The organism is Nostoc sp. DedQUE12b, from assembly GCF_034530835.1.
In the GTDB taxonomy this organism is placed as follows: Bacteria; Cyanobacteriota; Cyanobacteriia; order Cyanobacteriales; family Nostocaceae; genus Nostoc.
This window is the reverse complement of the sequence record NZ_JAVRCI010000034.1, coordinates 56,091-71,482: the sequence shown is the minus strand read 5'-3', so window position 1 is coordinate 71,482 and position 15,392 is coordinate 56,091. Positions and strand designations below refer to the sequence as shown.

Annotated in this window: 16 protein-coding genes; 8 read left to right on the top strand and 8 right to left on the bottom strand. The window is 41.5% G+C overall.

From position 1 onward, the window contains the following. Positions 1 to 430: 430 nt before the first annotated feature. The 3 genes from RMY16_RS17860 to RMY16_RS17850 all read right to left on the bottom strand — a co-directional run bounded on the left by RMY16_RS17860 (position 431) and on the right by RMY16_RS17850 (position 2,288). Positions 431 to 796, bottom strand: a complete 366-nt coding sequence (locus RMY16_RS17860) for a hypothetical protein (protein ID WP_322737531.1) — start codon at positions 794 to 796, stop codon at positions 431 to 433. A gap of 250 nt (positions 797 to 1,046) precedes the next feature. Continuing rightward, on the bottom strand, positions 1,047 to 1,523 hold the full coding sequence (locus RMY16_RS17855) for a GNAT family N-acetyltransferase (protein ID WP_322737530.1): 477 nt from the start codon (positions 1,521 to 1,523) through the stop codon (positions 1,047 to 1,049). Positions 1,524 to 1,790: 267 nt separating this feature from the next. Next, on the bottom strand, positions 1,791 to 2,288 hold the full coding sequence (locus tag RMY16_RS17850; protein ID WP_322737529.1) for a DUF6174 domain-containing protein: 498 nt from the start codon (positions 2,286 to 2,288) through the stop codon (positions 1,791 to 1,793). Positions 2,289 to 2,335: 47 nt separating this feature from the next. Here RMY16_RS17850 and RMY16_RS17845 point away from each other — a divergent pair, with 47 nt between their 5' ends. Next, positions 2,336 to 2,461, top strand: a complete 126-nt coding sequence (locus tag RMY16_RS17845; RefSeq protein WP_322737528.1) for a hypothetical protein — start codon at positions 2,336 to 2,338, stop codon at positions 2,459 to 2,461. On the opposite strand, the gene RMY16_RS17840 is transcribed toward RMY16_RS17845, so the two are convergent. Further along, on the bottom strand, positions 2,458 to 2,736 hold the full coding sequence (locus RMY16_RS17840) for a hypothetical protein (protein WP_322737527.1): 279 nt from the start codon (positions 2,734 to 2,736) through the stop codon (positions 2,458 to 2,460). The two genes, RMY16_RS17845 and RMY16_RS17840, sit on opposite strands and share 4 nt — an antisense overlap. A gap of 183 nt (positions 2,737 to 2,919) precedes the next feature. On the opposite strand from RMY16_RS17840, the gene RMY16_RS17835 reads away from it, so the two are divergent. The 3 genes from RMY16_RS17835 to RMY16_RS17825 all read left to right on the top strand — a co-directional run bounded on the left by RMY16_RS17835 (position 2,920) and on the right by RMY16_RS17825 (position 6,438). Beyond that, the gene (locus tag RMY16_RS17835; protein ID WP_322737526.1) at positions 2,920 to 4,245 is read left to right on the top strand and encodes an MATE family efflux transporter; all 1,326 of its coding nucleotides are present in this window, start codon (positions 2,920 to 2,922) and stop codon (positions 4,243 to 4,245) included. Between the two features lie 94 nt (positions 4,246 to 4,339). Next, positions 4,340 to 5,533 (top strand): MFS transporter, encoded by a 1,194-nt coding sequence (locus RMY16_RS17830; protein ID WP_322737525.1) that lies wholly within the window; start codon positions 4,340 to 4,342, stop codon positions 5,531 to 5,533. 476 nt (positions 5,534 to 6,009) lie between these two features. Further along, positions 6,010 to 6,438, top strand: a complete 429-nt coding sequence (locus RMY16_RS17825) for a hypothetical protein (protein ID WP_322737524.1) — start codon at positions 6,010 to 6,012, stop codon at positions 6,436 to 6,438. A 328-nt stretch (positions 6,439 to 6,766) separates the two neighbouring features. Here RMY16_RS17825 and RMY16_RS17820 read toward each other — a convergent pair whose 3' ends face one another. Continuing rightward, positions 6,767 to 7,243 carry a hypothetical protein gene (locus RMY16_RS17820; protein WP_322737523.1) on the bottom strand — a complete coding sequence of 159 codons (477 nt, stop codon included), beginning with the start codon at positions 7,241 to 7,243 and terminating at the stop codon, positions 6,767 to 6,769. 643 nt (positions 7,244 to 7,886) lie between these two features. Between RMY16_RS17820 and RMY16_RS17815 the strand changes: the two genes are divergently transcribed. Both RMY16_RS17815 and RMY16_RS17810 read left to right on the top strand, forming a co-directional pair. Continuing rightward, positions 7,887 to 8,075 (top strand): DUF4089 domain-containing protein, encoded by a 189-nt coding sequence (locus tag RMY16_RS17815; protein WP_322737522.1) that lies wholly within the window; start codon positions 7,887 to 7,889, stop codon positions 8,073 to 8,075. Positions 8,076 to 8,175: 100 nt separating this feature from the next. Further along, positions 8,176 to 9,588: an AtzE family amidohydrolase gene (locus RMY16_RS17810; protein ID WP_322737521.1), complete on the top strand. Its 1,413-nt coding sequence runs from the start codon at positions 8,176 to 8,178 to the stop codon at positions 9,586 to 9,588. A 115-nt stretch (positions 9,589 to 9,703) separates the two neighbouring features. Here the strand turns inward: RMY16_RS17810 and RMY16_RS17805 are convergent, their stop codons facing one another. Genes RMY16_RS17805 through RMY16_RS17795 form a run of 3 tightly spaced genes read right to left on the bottom strand, consistent with a single transcriptional unit; the run spans position 9,704 to position 12,101 of the window. Then, positions 9,704 to 10,213, bottom strand: a complete 510-nt coding sequence (locus RMY16_RS17805; protein ID WP_322737520.1) for an N-acetyltransferase — start codon at positions 10,211 to 10,213, stop codon at positions 9,704 to 9,706. Then, complete coding sequence (locus RMY16_RS17800; protein WP_322737519.1) at positions 10,210 to 10,719, bottom strand: GNAT family N-acetyltransferase; 510 nt, start codon at positions 10,717 to 10,719, stop codon at positions 10,210 to 10,212. Before RMY16_RS17800 ends, RMY16_RS17805 begins: the two co-directional genes overlap by 4 nt. 56 nt (positions 10,720 to 10,775) lie before the next feature. Next, a complete protein-coding gene (locus tag RMY16_RS17795) occupies positions 10,776 to 12,101 on the bottom strand; it encodes a DUF58 domain-containing protein (protein ID WP_322737518.1) in 1,326 nt (441 codons plus the stop codon). A 163-nt stretch (positions 12,102 to 12,264) separates the two neighbouring features. On the opposite strand from RMY16_RS17795, the gene RMY16_RS17790 reads away from it, so the two are divergent. Together RMY16_RS17790 and RMY16_RS17785 are read left to right on the top strand one after the other, a co-directional pair. After that, positions 12,265 to 14,694: a response regulator gene (locus RMY16_RS17790; RefSeq protein ID WP_322737517.1), complete on the top strand. Its 2,430-nt coding sequence runs from the start codon at positions 12,265 to 12,267 to the stop codon at positions 14,692 to 14,694. A gap of 243 nt (positions 14,695 to 14,937) precedes the next feature. Beyond that, complete coding sequence (locus RMY16_RS17785; RefSeq protein WP_322737516.1) at positions 14,938 to 15,189, top strand: hypothetical protein; 252 nt, start codon at positions 14,938 to 14,940, stop codon at positions 15,187 to 15,189. Positions 15,190 to 15,392: the final 203 nt, after the last annotated feature.

The window sequence follows — 15,392 nt, the reverse complement described above, 5'->3', positions numbered from 1 at the left end:
TTTGTTGATTTGGAGTTCGCATTTGTTGATTTGGCGATCGCATTTGTTGATTTGGCGATCGCATTTGTTGATTTGGAGTTCGCATTTGTTGATTTGGCGTTCGCATTTGTTGATTTGGCGTTCGCATTTGTTGATTTGGTGTGGACATAACGCACTCTACTGGCAATGAGTTTATTAACACCATAGATATTCCGCTAACCCGTGATATTTATCATGCCCGCATAATTAGTTATGCTAACCACAGTCAATACACCCCACCCCCAGCCCCTCCCCGCAAGCGGGGAGGGGCTGGGGGTGGGGTTCTTCGGGTTTAATTAAGTAATCAAGCGGACTTGATATGAGATAATTCAAAACTGGTTAAAGTATTTAGGTTTTGCATTAGGATTTACGCATAAAGATTCTCTAGAAAAATTGAGTGTAAAGTTTACTATTAACGCTGCCAATCATACATTAATCGTCCATGACGATCGCGCACAAGTTCCCATTCTCCATGACGATATCGTTGTCCATGATAACGTATAGAGCGATAGCGCCGTCTATAATGATGTCGTCGATTCCGCTGGCGTTGATAATAATATCTTCCAGTTCGTTGCCGTCTATGATAACGTCGTCGATTCCGTCGGTGAGCTAACAAAAACTCTTCACTTTGCTCTCCAGCTAATTTTGTTTGTGTGTCAATACTCTGTTCATTCAGAACATCATTGCGAGTATTCTCTTTGGCTTCAACCAAAGTAGGTGGATACATGAAGGCTAATAACAGGAACACAATTGAGGATAGCTTTTTGAAACGGTTCACGCCTTTGCTTTTCCTAAACTATTGGTAATAATTTTATTTAATACTTAAGTTTAGTAATTATATAGTTCAAAATTCACAAATTTGAGGAACGCAAATGTAATTGAAAGTACTTTTGCTCCCTCCCCAATACATACGGGGAGGGTTGGGGAGGGGTGATTCAACGATTTTTGCAAGAGACTCCATGAGCTGCGCTCACAAGGAACAATGAAAATGATCTTGGAACGATTTTACGTTGTTTCAGCCTCTATTTTCAAAGCAGGTCTAATAGAGCCAAGGTCATAAATACGCTGTTTGGGTCATCAATGTAGTCAGCAAAAGGGCCTCGGTACTCGAACCCATGCCGTATGTACAAGGCTCGTGCTGGGGCAAACTCTGGAATTGCCCCTGTTTCCAAATATAGGCGATCGTAAGCACGCCGTTCGGCTTCTTTTATGATATGGTCAAGAATCTTTGAGGCGACACCCCTACGTCGGTGAGCCTTGGCGGTACGCATTGATTTAACTTCACCACTTCTTGAATCTAGTTCTTTGAGTGCGCCGCATCCGAGTAATTCCGATCCCTCCCAAGCTGTCCAGAAAGTAATATCAGGGGATTGCAATGCTTCTAAATCAAGAGCATGAACGCTTTCAGGCGGTGTAATTTCATGCATATTTTCGATATGCTCCCGCAGAAGGTCAGCAATCTTTTTACCTGTCAAGTCATCTGAACGGATTTGCAATCGACTCATCTCCTTAATTTGCTAGGAAATTCTACTCTCTAGAGCAAGCAAGATATGCTGAATCAATTAAGGTGATTTCTGACAAACAATATACCCAGGTTAACAAGTTTCGACTTCTTTGCGAGACGCTACGCGTAGCTTGCTTCCTCGCAGGAGTACGCTCAACTCTTAATATTTTAGTTGGTTGAGCGAAGTCGAAACCAACGGCGGCGGTAGATTTATTAACGGAAATTCCCTAAGCACTGCTGTAGTAAAGAATGCGATCGCTAGCCATAGTTAATTAGTTTTTTGCAGATTGGTAATTGTAAAAAATATTTCATCATCAGCGATCTCGCTATTATAATCAATGTTAATTTGAGTTGGATAACCAAGTATTGGATCGTATTGTACAGTCAAGTTTGCTGCTTTACGAATCAGCGCATCCCTGATGATATTAAAGAGTTTAGGAATTGTATTATATTGTTTAAACAATTCTGCCTCAGCTGGCTGTTGAGTTGCTTTATAAGTAATAGAACTTGTGACTCCATTACGTACTTTAATAATTACTGGTTCTGTGGCTTTCGGTAAACAATTGCAACTTCTAGTGAATTCATAGCGATAGTTAGAGATTTTTTGCCGTCTCCATAGTCGGTAATTAATCTTAAATTGTTCCAAAGTTAAACTACTAGGCGCGGGTGTTTTGGCTACCTGTATAGGAGGAGGTTGAGATATTACAGGTGCACTAAAACCTAAAGATGCCACTAAAACAGCACTAATTGCAATTGGTAAGCGCATATAAATCCATTTTTAACTCCAACTGCTCACTTTAACGTAGCTTCAAGATGATTGCCAAAACATTGAAATTATTTGTGACACTCAAAGCTGGTATGCAGATTTTGAGCTTCATTGGCGATCATGGCTTGAAGGCTGCTTCGGCAATAAACCATCGCCCACAGCGAACATTCTAAAACTTGATCCCACGAAAAGAATCAACCAAACATTTGATAGGTGTCGTGTTAGTTTTACCTAATTGCAATTCATCTCCTGTTAAGGTGATTTCCGACAAAGAAAATACCTGTGTTGGCGAGTTTCGACTTCTCTGCGAGACGCTACGCGTTAGCGGAGCTTTCGCTTTAGCGATACGCTCAACTCTCGATCTATCAGTTGGTTGAGCGAACTTGTACTGAGCGAAGTCGAAGTAGTCGAAACCAATGGCATCGGTATATTTATTCTTGTAAATCACCTAAGTCTTATCCTGCGGAACGCTGCACTAATCACTGTGACGGGAATCCTCTGATTCCATTAAGATAGATTCAAGTTCCCAGGAGCAATATCTCCTGAACATGGGTTTAGATTTTGAAAAAACCCTTTGTTCTTCACATCGGGTTATCAAGTGTATATGTTTTCTGAAGTTAAAAAATGTCTCATGTTAGCCGTACCTTTGGCAGCGGCACAACTGGCTCAATCTGCTACTGGTTTTGTCGATACAGTAATGATGGGTTGGTTGGGAAGTCAAACCATTGCATCTGGGGGTTTGGGAGCTGTTATTTTTACTTTTTCTCTGTTGATTTTTACTGGTATCCTTTCTGCTGTCAGTCCCTTAGCGGCCCAAGCATACGGAGCCGGAAATAGAGAAAAAGTTGGCATAATTGTCCGGCTTGGACTAGGGATATCTCTGGTGCTAGGAATACCAATTACATTGCTGCTTTACAATGGAGGTGCTTTACTACTTTTATTAGGACAGGATGCTAACACGGTAGCACTAGCAGAGATTTATTTAAAAGCGATCGCACTGGGTTTTATTCCTGGTTTGGGCTTTGCAGTACTTAAAAGTTTTCTTTCTGCTCTGTTGCAACCGCAATTAGTCATGGTAACAGTAGTTTTGGGTACTCTGCTCGACATCACAGCTAACTATGTGCTGATGTTTGGCAAACTGGGATTCCCGGCGCTGGGTTTAGCTGGTATCGGTTGGGCAAGCACGCTTTCACTTTGGAGTATGTTTGTTGCTTTGGCAGTTTATATATATAATCAGCCTCGTTTTGCAGTTTACGGTATTTTTCGATCTTCATCTCACGAAGCTTTTTCTCTCAAACATCGCCAGATCGTTGGCGAGATTTTTCAGGTTGGATTGCCCATCGGGGGTCTAATTACGGTCGAAGCCGGACTGTTCACTGTTGTAACTTTGTTGATCGGACAATTGGGAACAAATGCCCTTGCTGCCCATCAAATTGCTTTACAAACAATTTCGATGTCATTCCAGATGGCAGTAGGCATTTCTCTAGCGACAACAGTTCGTGTTGGACAATTAGCCGGACAGAATGACCTAGTTGGCACTCGTCTAGCTGGATATGTAGGCATTGCCATTGCAGCTTTATCTATGGGTGTAGTAGCTATTACATTTTGGCTAGTACCAAAGTCGATTATTTCTCTTTATATTGACATCAACAATCAGAACAATGCAGATGTGGTTGCCCTGGCGGTGAAATTGCTAGCAGTTGCGGCAATTTTTCAAATAGTTGACGGCGTGCAAGTTACTGCCGCAGGAGCATTACGCGGACTCAAAGACACTCGAATCCCGATGTTGATTGGCATTTTTGCTTATTGGTGTGTTGGTTTATTCACTGGTTATACTTTTGGGATCTCGTTGGGGTCTGGAGCTATTGGTCTTTGGTGGGGATTGGCTATTGGTTTAGCGATCGCTGCAATCATTTTAACTTGGCGGTTTAGCACCAGGAAAACTAATAACTATTGAAGAAGAAGTCAGGAGTCGAATTCTGTTTTGATAAACACAGATGAAACTAAAGGCAAAAGTCCTCAAGCAAATAAATTATAGTGACTTAGGTTGAATGGAAAAACAAATCCCAGGTAACGGATTAACTAAATTTCAGGTACTGATTATGGCGATCGCATCTGGCGTGTGTGTTGCTAACGTTTATTATAATCAGCCAATCCTCAAAGATATTGCATCTTCTTTCCAAGTTAGTGAAGGTGAAGCGGGTAGCATATCTGTGCTTTCACAAGTTGGTTATGGTTTTGGGCTTTTCTTTTTAATTCCCTTAGGAGATAAAATTAACAAAAAAACATTAATTCTTTCCTTACTTCTATGTTTGTTCTGTTTGTTGATAGCTATGACTTTTTCACAAAATATCGTCCAGGTTTGGATATTGAGCGTAGCAATTGGAATTACAACAGTCTCCGCTCAAGTTATTCTTCCTTTAGCAGCAAGTATAGATAGAGTAACTACAGGGCAAACTGTAGGCAGTATTTTTACTGGCATATTGATTGGTGTTTTAGGGGCAAGGGTTTTTAGCGGATATATTGCTGAATGCTTCAGTTGGCGTTATGTATATGGATTTTCAGGAGTAATGATTTTAATTGTTACTGTCTTGCTAAAGATTTATTTACCTAATGTGAATAATGAATACACGGGTGATTATTTTGATTTATTAAAATCAACGCTTCAACAATTAAAACGTTTTTCCTTATTGAGAGAAGCATCTTTAATTGGGGGGTTAATGTTTGGTGTCTTTTGCTCATTTTGGACAACGTTGACTTTCCATTTAAGCGGAGCGCCTTTTAACTTTCAATCTGACACAATTGGAATGTACGGCTTTGTAGCGATCGCAGGTGCATTAATGGCACCAATTTTTGGTAAATTAGCCGATCGAGGTAATTCCCAACGTTCCTTAACTATTTCTGTATCTCTAGTGATTGCAGGTTTAGTAATTGCTAAAATTGCTTCTAGTTCAGGGCTAGCGATCGCTGTTGCTGTATTGTTATTAGATGTAGGTGTACAGGCAATTCAAGTCACCAATGTGGCAAGAATATACACTCTTGATGCTCAATCGAATAGTCGCATCAACACAGTTTACATGACTAGCTATTTTATTGGTGGTGCTGTAGGTACTAGCATTGGTCTATTATGCTGGCATCTCGGTGGCTGGAATTTGGTGACTTGGCAGATGTTAGTTTTTACTTTGCTTGGATTTATTGTTATAGTCAAACCAAAAATCACTACAGCAAGCATAAATAATAAATAATTAATTATGGCAATGCTATAACATCTACAATTTATTATAGACATGATAGTGACAGGAGATGGAGACATACCATTGTATTAGGATGCTCCCATTAAAAATCGTACCAAGTAAAAGTGCAATCGCATTCCAAATACAAAGCTGAATCAACAGCTTGAGTTTGCGAAGGATATCAATAGCATAAGTCCAACTTCTTGCTTTATAACCATTTTACAGATTTTGAACAAATTTTCTGCTCTCAGTGCATAAAGCCTAAAAGCCATCGTAAAGAATGATAGTACAGAGATTCACCTAGTAAGTATCACAAAAGGCGTATAAATTTGGGGTGTTGCTGAATCATAGATGATTTATTCCATTACGGAACGAACTTTTGATGGTTACAATTGCCGATTCCTCTCACAAATATGTAATGCAAATTTAGTGAATTAAAACTTACCTAATTATCTCTATATGCGCTTAATTAAAAAAGGAGAAAAATCATGTTAGGCATCAACAAAAAGACACCTAATTCTGACATTTATTCTATCGATAACGGACAATTATTCGCTCAATTGACTCCTGAAGAAGGAGCTGTCATAGAAGGGGGCGGATTCCTTCTTATAGAGCAACTTCAGGCTATCACTGCTGATGCAGATACATTCGGCGATGACGATACCTATATCACAGTCAATGGCAGTAAAATCTGGGGACCTAATGGTTTTTCTACCGGACAGACATTTGTAGTTAACCGAGGTTTAGGCGTTGATTTACCTGCAAGGATTGAACTTTTTGATGAAGACGGCTTTTTAAACGGCCCTGACGATTCTCTAGGTGGTTTTACTGTCTTTGGAGCAACCGATGGCACGGCAAGAGCGCGTGTGTCTGGAGGTGGCTCTACATATGATGTGTATTACCGTGCTTTTGTATAAAGAGGATCGTAACTTAGAGCCAAAGCAGCAATAGCCGAGCCTTCCCAAGTCTAAATCTAAATTCAGGTTTTCGTAAGGGCGCACAGATGTGCGCCCTTACTGCGTGTTGTTTTGTGCAAATCTTCGTTTGGGTTTTATATCATGTCCGGCTAATTAGTTATAATTCTCGAATCAATGCAGAAAGCTCAAAAACCGCTCCCCTCTGCGGTCTTAATGATAAGTCTTTAACCGAACACGATATTATTAGCACTCTCATGCTAACAATGTAGATTACTGAGTCCCCTTGTTTTCTCTTCACCACTTTACAGTGTCAAGAAAGGTTGTGATTTTAGTCTACATAATCTGTTGGTATTTCCGAATCAGCAGTGTTATTTGCAACTATTGGGCGGCTACCATCGACCTCTAGGGTATCCTGAACTTGAAAGTTACTCTTGGCGATCGGACGTTGACCATCTATGTCAAGAATTTCCTCAACCTCTAAATCACTAGGGTCAATTGGACGCTTACCGTCTACAGATAGCATCTCATGTTCTTCAAAATTACTTTTAGCGAGCGGGCGTTGGCCATCTATATCAATTGTTTGATCGCTATGATTTTTATCTTTTACAATTGGGCGCTGACCATCTATATCAATTGTTTCCTTAATCTCAATGTTACTTGGATCAACTGGACGCTGACCATCTATATTAATTGTTTTAGTTAACTGTTTGGGTTCGTTAGATAATGAATTTATATTAGTTTCATGCTCTTTGCTATCCCTATTTAAGTTTTTTTTCTTACTCTTAAGTTTGTTTTTGTTATCCATGTTTTTTATTGTTATTGTAGACTATTTATCTGCTGTAGATATCATTTTTTAAAATTGTTTATTTCTTGAGCTAAAGAGACTAAGTTGAAGTAAATAACAAGAAAGTCTCGTTTATTTATATGGTATTCTACTGAAGTAGAATCAAAAAATCCTCTACCACAGCACAGAATATATCTCTGACTTTAGAGGGATTTTTCATCTTTCAAAAAATACTTAATTAAATTGCTGGAGGAATGTGAGATTTTCTAACGCACCTAAATCCGGCGATAGCGGCAGGGGCGCAAGGGCTTGCGCCCCTACGACAGGTGTCTTTCAAATACATGAAAACTGCTGTAAAATACTGCTAGGGGTGGTTAATTTTGCCTGGTAGTAAGATGATTTTTGTTTTCACGCAGAGATGCAGTTTGCCGTTAGGCGTTTCCGTAGGATAACGCGCAAAATCTGAGAGCAAGAGATTAAATTTTCTTCTTCATATTCAGTAACTTACGGCTATTCAATACACCTCTTGCACGAATATTGAATATTCTGAATAGCTAAGGCAGGAGCGATCTTTTTGGGTCTTTTTTGTGCCTTTACGCGAACTTATAAGTTTAAGATAACGTAGAAGCTTCGGCTTGCCGCAGGCTACCGCAAAGGAAGAAAAATGAGAAGAGAAGAGTTTGATGTGGGTGAGTATGTCGATCTGATGGGGTTGTTGTTAGATTTAGAGATCGGAGATGAGTATCGTGATGGTGTGGTGGCAAATTTTGAGAGAATTAGGGCGATCGCTAATCTGGTAAATTCTTTCCCTTTACCAAAGGAAATTGAAGTTGCACCAGTTTTTGAACCATAATTGCTTCAAGAATAGCTATCTTGATGTTTTAGTGAAGCAAAAACTATTGCTGACTGCTATTACTAAAAAAGCTAAACGCGCTATCTCTTAATATTTCAGCATGAATTTTGATTCAGCCGATGCCATAACCATATCAACTGCTGTACGCGAAGGTAAAACTAGCGCTGTGGAAGTTACTAAAGCTGCGTTAGCACGAATAGCAACGCGAAATCATTTATTCAACTGTTTTACGACTATAACTGCTGAGACAGCTTTAACAGATGCAGCACTGATTGACAATGAGATTGCCCAAGGTAATTATCCTGGAGTGCTTGCTGGTGTGCCTTTTGCGGTGAAAAATCTCTTCGATATCGCTGGTTTTACGACTCTGGCGGGATCGAAAATCAATGCAGTAAACCCAGAAGCTACTCAAGATGCAACCGCAGTAGCGAAGTTGAAGCAAGCGGGTGCTGTTCTGCTTGGTGCTTTGAATATGGATGAGTACGCTTATAGTTTTGTAACAGAAAACTCCCATTACGGTGCTACTCACAACCCCCATGATTTACAGCGAGTTGCTGGTGGTTCATCGGGTGGTTCAGCGGCGGCGGTTGCGGCTGGGTTAGTACCGCTGACGCTGGGTTCTGATACTAATGGTTCAATTCGCGTTCCGGCGGCGTTGTGTGGCGTTTTTGGTTTCAAGCCAACTTATGGAAGATTATCTCGTGCTGGGGTAGCTTTATTTTCTAGCAGTTTTGACCACATTGGCCCTTTTGCGCGTTCGGTGCAGGATATCGCTACGGTGTTTGATGTGGTTCAGGGAGAAGACGATCGCGATCCCATTTGTACAAAGCGTCCGCCTCAATTATGTTTACCACAACTCAAACAAGATATTTCTGATATTAGAATTGCCATTGCAGCTGATTATTTTACCAAAGGTGCAGAACCGGCAGCTTTAGCAGCAGTGCAAAAAGTAGCTGATGCAATAGAAGTTACTGAATACGTAATCATACCAGAAGCTCACCGCGCCCGTGCAGCAGCCTTTGTGATTACAGCTAGCGAGGGTGCAAATCTGCATTTGGATAAGTTGCGATTGTGTCCTGAAGATTTTGATCCAGCTACACGCGATCGCTTTTTGGCTGGGGCGTTAATTCCTAGTAACTGGTATCTCCAAGCACAACGGTTTAGAAGATGGTATCGCGATCGCTTTCGGGAAGTTTTTCAAAATGTGGATGTGATTCTTGCCCCAACCACACCAATTTCTGCACCATTAATTGGTCAACAAACCATGATTTTAGATGGCGAAGAAATTCTTGTCCGTCCTCATTTAGGGCTATTTACTCAACCATTATCTTTTATTGGTTTACCCGTTTTATCAGTACCAATTCAGTGCCAAAATGCATTACCTCTAGGTGTGCAATTGATTGCAGCACCATATAATGAAGCCTTAATTTTACGGGTTGCGGCTGCGTTAGAGGCAAAGGGTGTAGTTTCAGCACCAGTAATTTTAAACGTTCTTAACTCAGAGGGTGTTTGAAAAATTTAATTTATTACACAAAGACGCGAGAAATCGCCGTCTCTACAATAGTCTTTCGTCTTGACGGCGATTCATCGCGTTTCTTGCTTTAACCAAACTTCACGTGAGAATAATATTATACTTCATCAAAAGCAGCCGCATAAACAACCTTGCCTTGATACTGCTTTTGATAGTTTTGTAGTGCTTTCACCATGAAAAATTCTTCTGGTACTGGAAAAGGAGACTTGATATTATAAATAACAGAAGGCTGAAAACCAAAGCGAGCATAGAAGTGGGGATGACCTAGTACAATTACTATGGCTTCTTTCTTTGCTTCTGCTATTTCTAACCCTGCTTTTATTAGTGCGCTGCCAATTCCTTGTCTTTGAAACTGTGGATGAACTGCCAAAGGCGCTAAACCGAGAACCTGGAGTGTTTCTTCACCCACTAGATCAATGTAGCTGAATAAAATATGACCGACTACAATATTTTCAACCTCTGCAATTAGAGAAAGTTCTGAAATATAGCGGTCAGAATGGCGAATTTTCTCTACAAGTTTAGCCTCGTTTTCCTGCCCAAAGGCTAATGTATTCACCTCAGCTATTGCTGTGTAGTCTGACAGAGTTTCAGAACGGATATCGATCATTTTAAAACTAATTCCATAAAAATCCAGTTTGCTCGATGTTCGAGAGGAATCTCGGTTTTTTCCAAATATGGCTCAATATTCTGAAAGCCAAATACACGATAAAGTGCGTGTGCTTCTTTTGCAAAAGGGGCACTGTCTAAACGTATCTTTGAGTAACCAATGTAGGCAGCTTCATTAATGATACCTTCTAATAAAGACCGACCAATTCCTTTTCTACGAAATTCTGGTTTTACATACATTCTTTTAATTTCGCCAATATCTTCACCAATCTTTCGTAAGCAAGCGCAGCCAGCTATTTTTTGCTCATATTGTCCCAAAAGCAAGCGCCCTGAAGGTGGTAGAAATTCGTGGAGTTGAGTCATATATTCCTCAAAGAATGTATTAGCATTTAAATTGATGCCAAATTTATTGCTAAATATCAGCTTAGTCTCATTAAAATATTCCCAAAACACTTGCTGGATATGAGAGTTATGTTCATCAGTCTCTACCTGGATAATGTTAAGCAAAGTTTATACCTCCGCTAAATAATTGAATAAAAATACACACGTTAAAGTGACAATTACTAAAGTTGATTTCGCGCTTTGAGTTGCAGATATCGCTCAACCAACTGATCGGCAATTTGATTTGCTGGTGCATCTAGAACTAATACACCTTTTTGTTTCAGTTGGGCATAAGCTACTTGTCGTTGTATTAATAAATCTAGTGCTACTGCACGGGTATAAGCACCTGCAACATCATGTGTAAATGTGTGTGCTAGACGATCAATTTGTGGATCTCGCAAAGTTACGCAAAATGGAAGGTAGCGGGGTGCTAACTTGGAGAGTGCGGCTAGAAGTTCTGTAGAGGCAGTAACATCAACTAAGTCAGTAATCACTACTACAAGTGCCCTGCGAGTTTGTCGCTGCACAACATTTGTCACCGCCCCCAAATAATCAGATTCAAATAACACTGGTTGAATTGGAGTTAGGCAATCGATTAGCTGATTCAAATGATGTTGACCGCGTTCTGGGGGAATCCACGTATGCATCTGGCGGTCAAATACACCAACACCCACGCGATCGCCTCGATGTAAACCTGCCAAGGCTAAGGATAAAGTTGCATTCAATCCCCAGTCAAATCGCTGCAAATTCTGCACTTTTGCCGTCATTAGCCGTCCGCGATCGAGTAAAATCAGTAACGTTTGTTCTTGTTCTGGTTCTAGAACCCTCACCAGTGGCATGGCATTACCATAAGCCCCAACCCGACGGGCGGTAGCTTTCCAATCAATAAACCGCAAATCGTCACCAGTGCGATAGTTCCGCAGTTCGGCAAACTCTGTACCAATACCAGTTTTGCGAGATTGGCGCATCGATCCCGATGATTGCAGTGTCAGACGAATTGTCAGCGATCGCAATCCCACTAAATCAGGATAAACTTTCACTGGCAGACTTTGGGGAATTTGCCAATCATCCCAAGCTAGTCCCCAAAGCCCCAACTGTCGGACTTGAATATTTCCCCAAGGAAACTCTCCCCGCTGTGTCGGGTGGACAGTATACGTTAATTCCTCAGTACTGTTACTGGGAATAATAGCGCTGAGTGCAGGTGCAGACACGCCGAACCCTGTTGGGTAATAGTCGCGGATTTCAATTTGGGCATCGGTATTGGGAGATGTCACCTTTAACACTACGGGATTATCTCGCCCAATAGATAATCGTGACGGTAATTCGCGGGTAATTTGTACACGAGAACGCCGTATCCGCAAACCATCTGCAACCATCAGTCCGAGAATGATGGCATCAAATAGCACAGTGATGGCGATGGTTGCTTTAACAATCAGAAATAAGGATAGGATCGGGGCGATCGCAATACCCAAAACCAATAATAAATAAACTCGTTTGGAAGGAACCATTTTTTAGAGCGATGAAGTTAAAAGCTAGGTATAAGGTAAATTTCAATGTAACCGAAATAAGAAGACTTGCTAAATTCTTATATTTTTTTATTGTAGAAAAATAGCTACTTAATGTACTATTTTTTTGGGTGAAGTAGTAGCAAATTATGTTTTGGACGAGTGTATGAGAATCTTGCTAATCGAAGATGAAGAAATTTTAGCAAGTGTCTTGTTGAAGTCTCTGATTAAGCAACACTATGTTGTTGATGTCGTACAAGACGGACAAATGGGTTGGGAATACACGCAAAGTACGAACTACGATTTGCTATTAATAGATGTCGGATTACCGAAACTAGACGGGATTACATTGTGTCAACGATTGCGTTCTAATGGTTGCTTCACTCCGATTCTGCTGATGACGGCGAAAGATGGTAGTAGAGAGCGGATTCAGGGACTTGATGCAGGTGCAGACGATTATCTGATCAAACCTTTAGATTTAGAAGAACTGCAAGCACGGATACGGGCGTTGATCCGTCGAGGCGATCGCCCCTGTACTCCTATACTGGAAGTAGGCTCGCTACGACTAGATCCCAGTAGTTGCGAAGTCACATATAACAACAAACTGCTGGAATTAACAGCCAAAGAATACAGTCTGCTAGAGCTATTTTTACGGAATCCATCGCGTGTTTTTAGTCGGGGGGATATCATTGAGCATTTGTGGACTTTTGACGATCCACCCCAAGAGGAGACTGTAAAATCTCACATCAAATACTTACGACAAAAGTTGAAAGCAGCCGGAGCAGTAGACTGGATTGAAAATGTTTATGGTTTGGGATATCGGCTGAATCCTGGAAGAGTGGCAGAGGGGCAGGGGAGCAGCACTTCGACTACGCTCAGTGACCGACGAGGGGCAGAGGGGCAGAGGGGCAGCACTTCTCTACGAGACGCTGCGCGAACGACTACGCTCAGTGACCGACGAGGGGCAGGGGAGCAGGGGGAGGAAGAAAAATCTCGAATTCCTAACCGTGATGTTGAACAGCAGTTTCAGCAAGCGATGGGTGGCTTGTGGAAGCAATATCAGGGGTTGATGGTGCAGCGGTTGACGGTGCTGCAAGAATTAGCGGCAGCACTATCTGGTAAAACGCTGACTAGGGAGTTACGTCAATCGGCAGAACGAGAGGCACACAAACTAGCTGGTGTCTTGGGAATGTTTGAGCAAGACAATGGCACTCTGCTAGCGCGGGAAATTGAACAGATTTTAGGGAAAGATGGCGATTTGTCAGTAAGTGAAAAACGGCAATTATTGACGCTGATTGAAGATTTGGGTAATTTAATCAACCTGATGGGGGAAAAGGTAGATAACCAAACTAACACTGCGATCGCACCTGAAATTAGTACCCGATTGGTCTTAATTGACCCCAATCTGCAACTAGGTTCTCAGTTGCAACAACTGGTTGAGTGCATGGGAATATGCTGGCAGCAAATCAGCAACTTAGAGGATGCAAAAAACTTTCTCCAAACCACATCACCAGATTTAGTAGTGCTAAATATAGATGATATCGGCTGGCGTAAAGAAAGTTTAGCACTACTTTCGGACTTAGCAACGCGTACTCCACCCGTACCCGTTCTGGTGCTGGCTGCAACTGATGAGTTAGTAGAACGCGTAACTTTTGCTCAGTACGGGGCACGGGGTTTTTTGGTCAAGCCTGTGACAGCTGCTCAAGTTTGGGATGTGTCGTCCCAAATATTACAGCGGACTCGTTCTTTACGAGTAAATATACTAGCAGTAGATGACGACCCGCTGATTTTAGCAGCACTGCGCCCAATGTTAGAGCCGTGGGGTATGCGGATGACAGGATTAGAAAATCCGTTACGTTTCTGGGAAGTATTGCAATCTACTAAACCGGATTTGTTGATTTTGGATGTGGAAATGCCTCATATAAATGGTATAGAACTTTGCCGAGCAGTTCGTACCGATCCCCAATGGCAGGAATTACCTATTGTGTTTCTGACTGCTCACCGAGAGATGGAAATTGTGCAACAAGTGTTTGCTGTTGGGGCAGATGATTATGTGATTAAACCTGTTGTCGGTGCAGAACTATTGGCACGCATTACCCATCGCTTAGAACGCAGTCGTTTACTCCAGTCGCTTTCTACTAAAGATCCCTTAACTGGACTAGCAAATCAGTTTCAGTCTAACCGCGATTTGCAACACCTAATTGCTCAAGCTGAGAAAAATCAGCAATCTGTTTGCTTGATAATTTTAAGCGTGACTGATTTTCGTCAAATTAATATTAAGTATGGTCATCAGGTTGGAAACCAGGTATTGCAAAGATGGAGTCGTTTATTCCAATCGGCATTTTGCAGTGGTGAAGTAGTAGGTTATTGGGGTAATGGTGAATTTGTCGTGGGAGTTTCTGGGTTAACAAAAACAGAAGTAAACCATCGCCTTAGTGAGATTTTAACTACTCTCCGCCAGCAAATATTCACAGCCTTCGATGGCGATCGCTTTCAGGTAATATGTAATTTCACTGTAGCCGAATACCCCAATGATGGACTAACGATACAATCTTTATACCAAGCTGCTGCTGGGGGTAATATCGTGTTGGGTTAAAGACTTATCATTAAGACGGCAGGGGGCAGGGGGCAGGGAGCAGGGGGCAGGGGGTATCTCGTTCCCATGCAGAGCATGGGAATGCCCCTCCTTGAGGCTCTGCCTCCAGTATGGTATTGAGTCAGAGACTCAATGAATGCATTCCCAGTCTGAGACTGGGAACGAGGACGAGGAAACGAGGAAAAAACCGCTATATTTTGAGATGCCTACACATTTGCTGATTTGGCGTACGCAATTGTTGATTTGGCGAACGCATTTGCTGATTTGGCGTACGCAATTGTTAATTTGGTGTTCGCAATTGCTGATTTGGCGTTCGCAATTGTTGATTTGGCGTTCGCAATTGTTGATTTGGCGATCGCAATTGTTGATTTGGCGTACGCAATTGTTAATTTGGCGATCGCATTTGTTGATTTGGAGTTCGCATTTGTTAATTTGGCGATCGCATTTGTTATTTCGGCGATCGCATTTGTTAATTTGGCGTTCGCATTTTTGTAAAATGAAGAGAATATGTAGTTTTGCTGTAGTCGAATATTTCAGTCAGGGACTAACGATACAATCACTATACAGATTTATTAGTATCATCTCTAGCACATGATTATTAATTTGTACAGTACTTAATTCATAATAATTACGAATTACGTTAGCGTTAGCGAAGCGGTAGCGAGTACTCGAGCGTCCGCAGGAGCGTCATTAGGAAT

Coding starts and splice junctions, on each gene's coding strand:
- RMY16_RS17855 (WP_322737530.1), bottom strand. CDS start 1,523: ATGAGTCGATTGCAAATCCGTTCAGATGACTTGACAGGTAAAAAGATT.
- RMY16_RS17850 (WP_322737529.1), bottom strand. CDS start 2,288: ATGCGCTTACCAATTGCAATTAGTGCTGTTTTAGTGGCATCTTTAGGT.
- RMY16_RS17845 (WP_322737528.1), top strand. CDS start 2,336: ATGATTGCCAAAACATTGAAATTATTTGTGACACTCAAAGCTGGTATG.
- RMY16_RS17835 (WP_322737526.1), top strand. CDS start 2,920: ATGTTAGCCGTACCTTTGGCAGCGGCACAACTGGCTCAATCTGCTACT.
- RMY16_RS17830 (WP_322737525.1), top strand. CDS start 4,340: ATGGAAAAACAAATCCCAGGTAACGGATTAACTAAATTTCAGGTACTG.
- RMY16_RS17825 (WP_322737524.1), top strand. CDS start 6,010: ATGTTAGGCATCAACAAAAAGACACCTAATTCTGACATTTATTCTATC.
- RMY16_RS17820 (WP_322737523.1), bottom strand. CDS start 7,243: ATGGATAACAAAAACAAACTTAAGAGTAAGAAAAAAAACTTAAATAGG.
- RMY16_RS17815 (WP_322737522.1), top strand. CDS start 7,887: ATGAGAAGAGAAGAGTTTGATGTGGGTGAGTATGTCGATCTGATGGGG.
- RMY16_RS17810 (WP_322737521.1), top strand. CDS start 8,176: ATGAATTTTGATTCAGCCGATGCCATAACCATATCAACTGCTGTACGC.
- RMY16_RS17805 (WP_322737520.1), bottom strand. CDS start 10,213: ATGATCGATATCCGTTCTGAAACTCTGTCAGACTACACAGCAATAGCT.
- RMY16_RS17795 (WP_322737518.1), bottom strand. CDS start 12,101: ATGGTTCCTTCCAAACGAGTTTATTTATTATTGGTTTTGGGTATTGCG.
- RMY16_RS17790 (WP_322737517.1), top strand. CDS start 12,265: ATGAGAATCTTGCTAATCGAAGATGAAGAAATTTTAGCAAGTGTCTTG.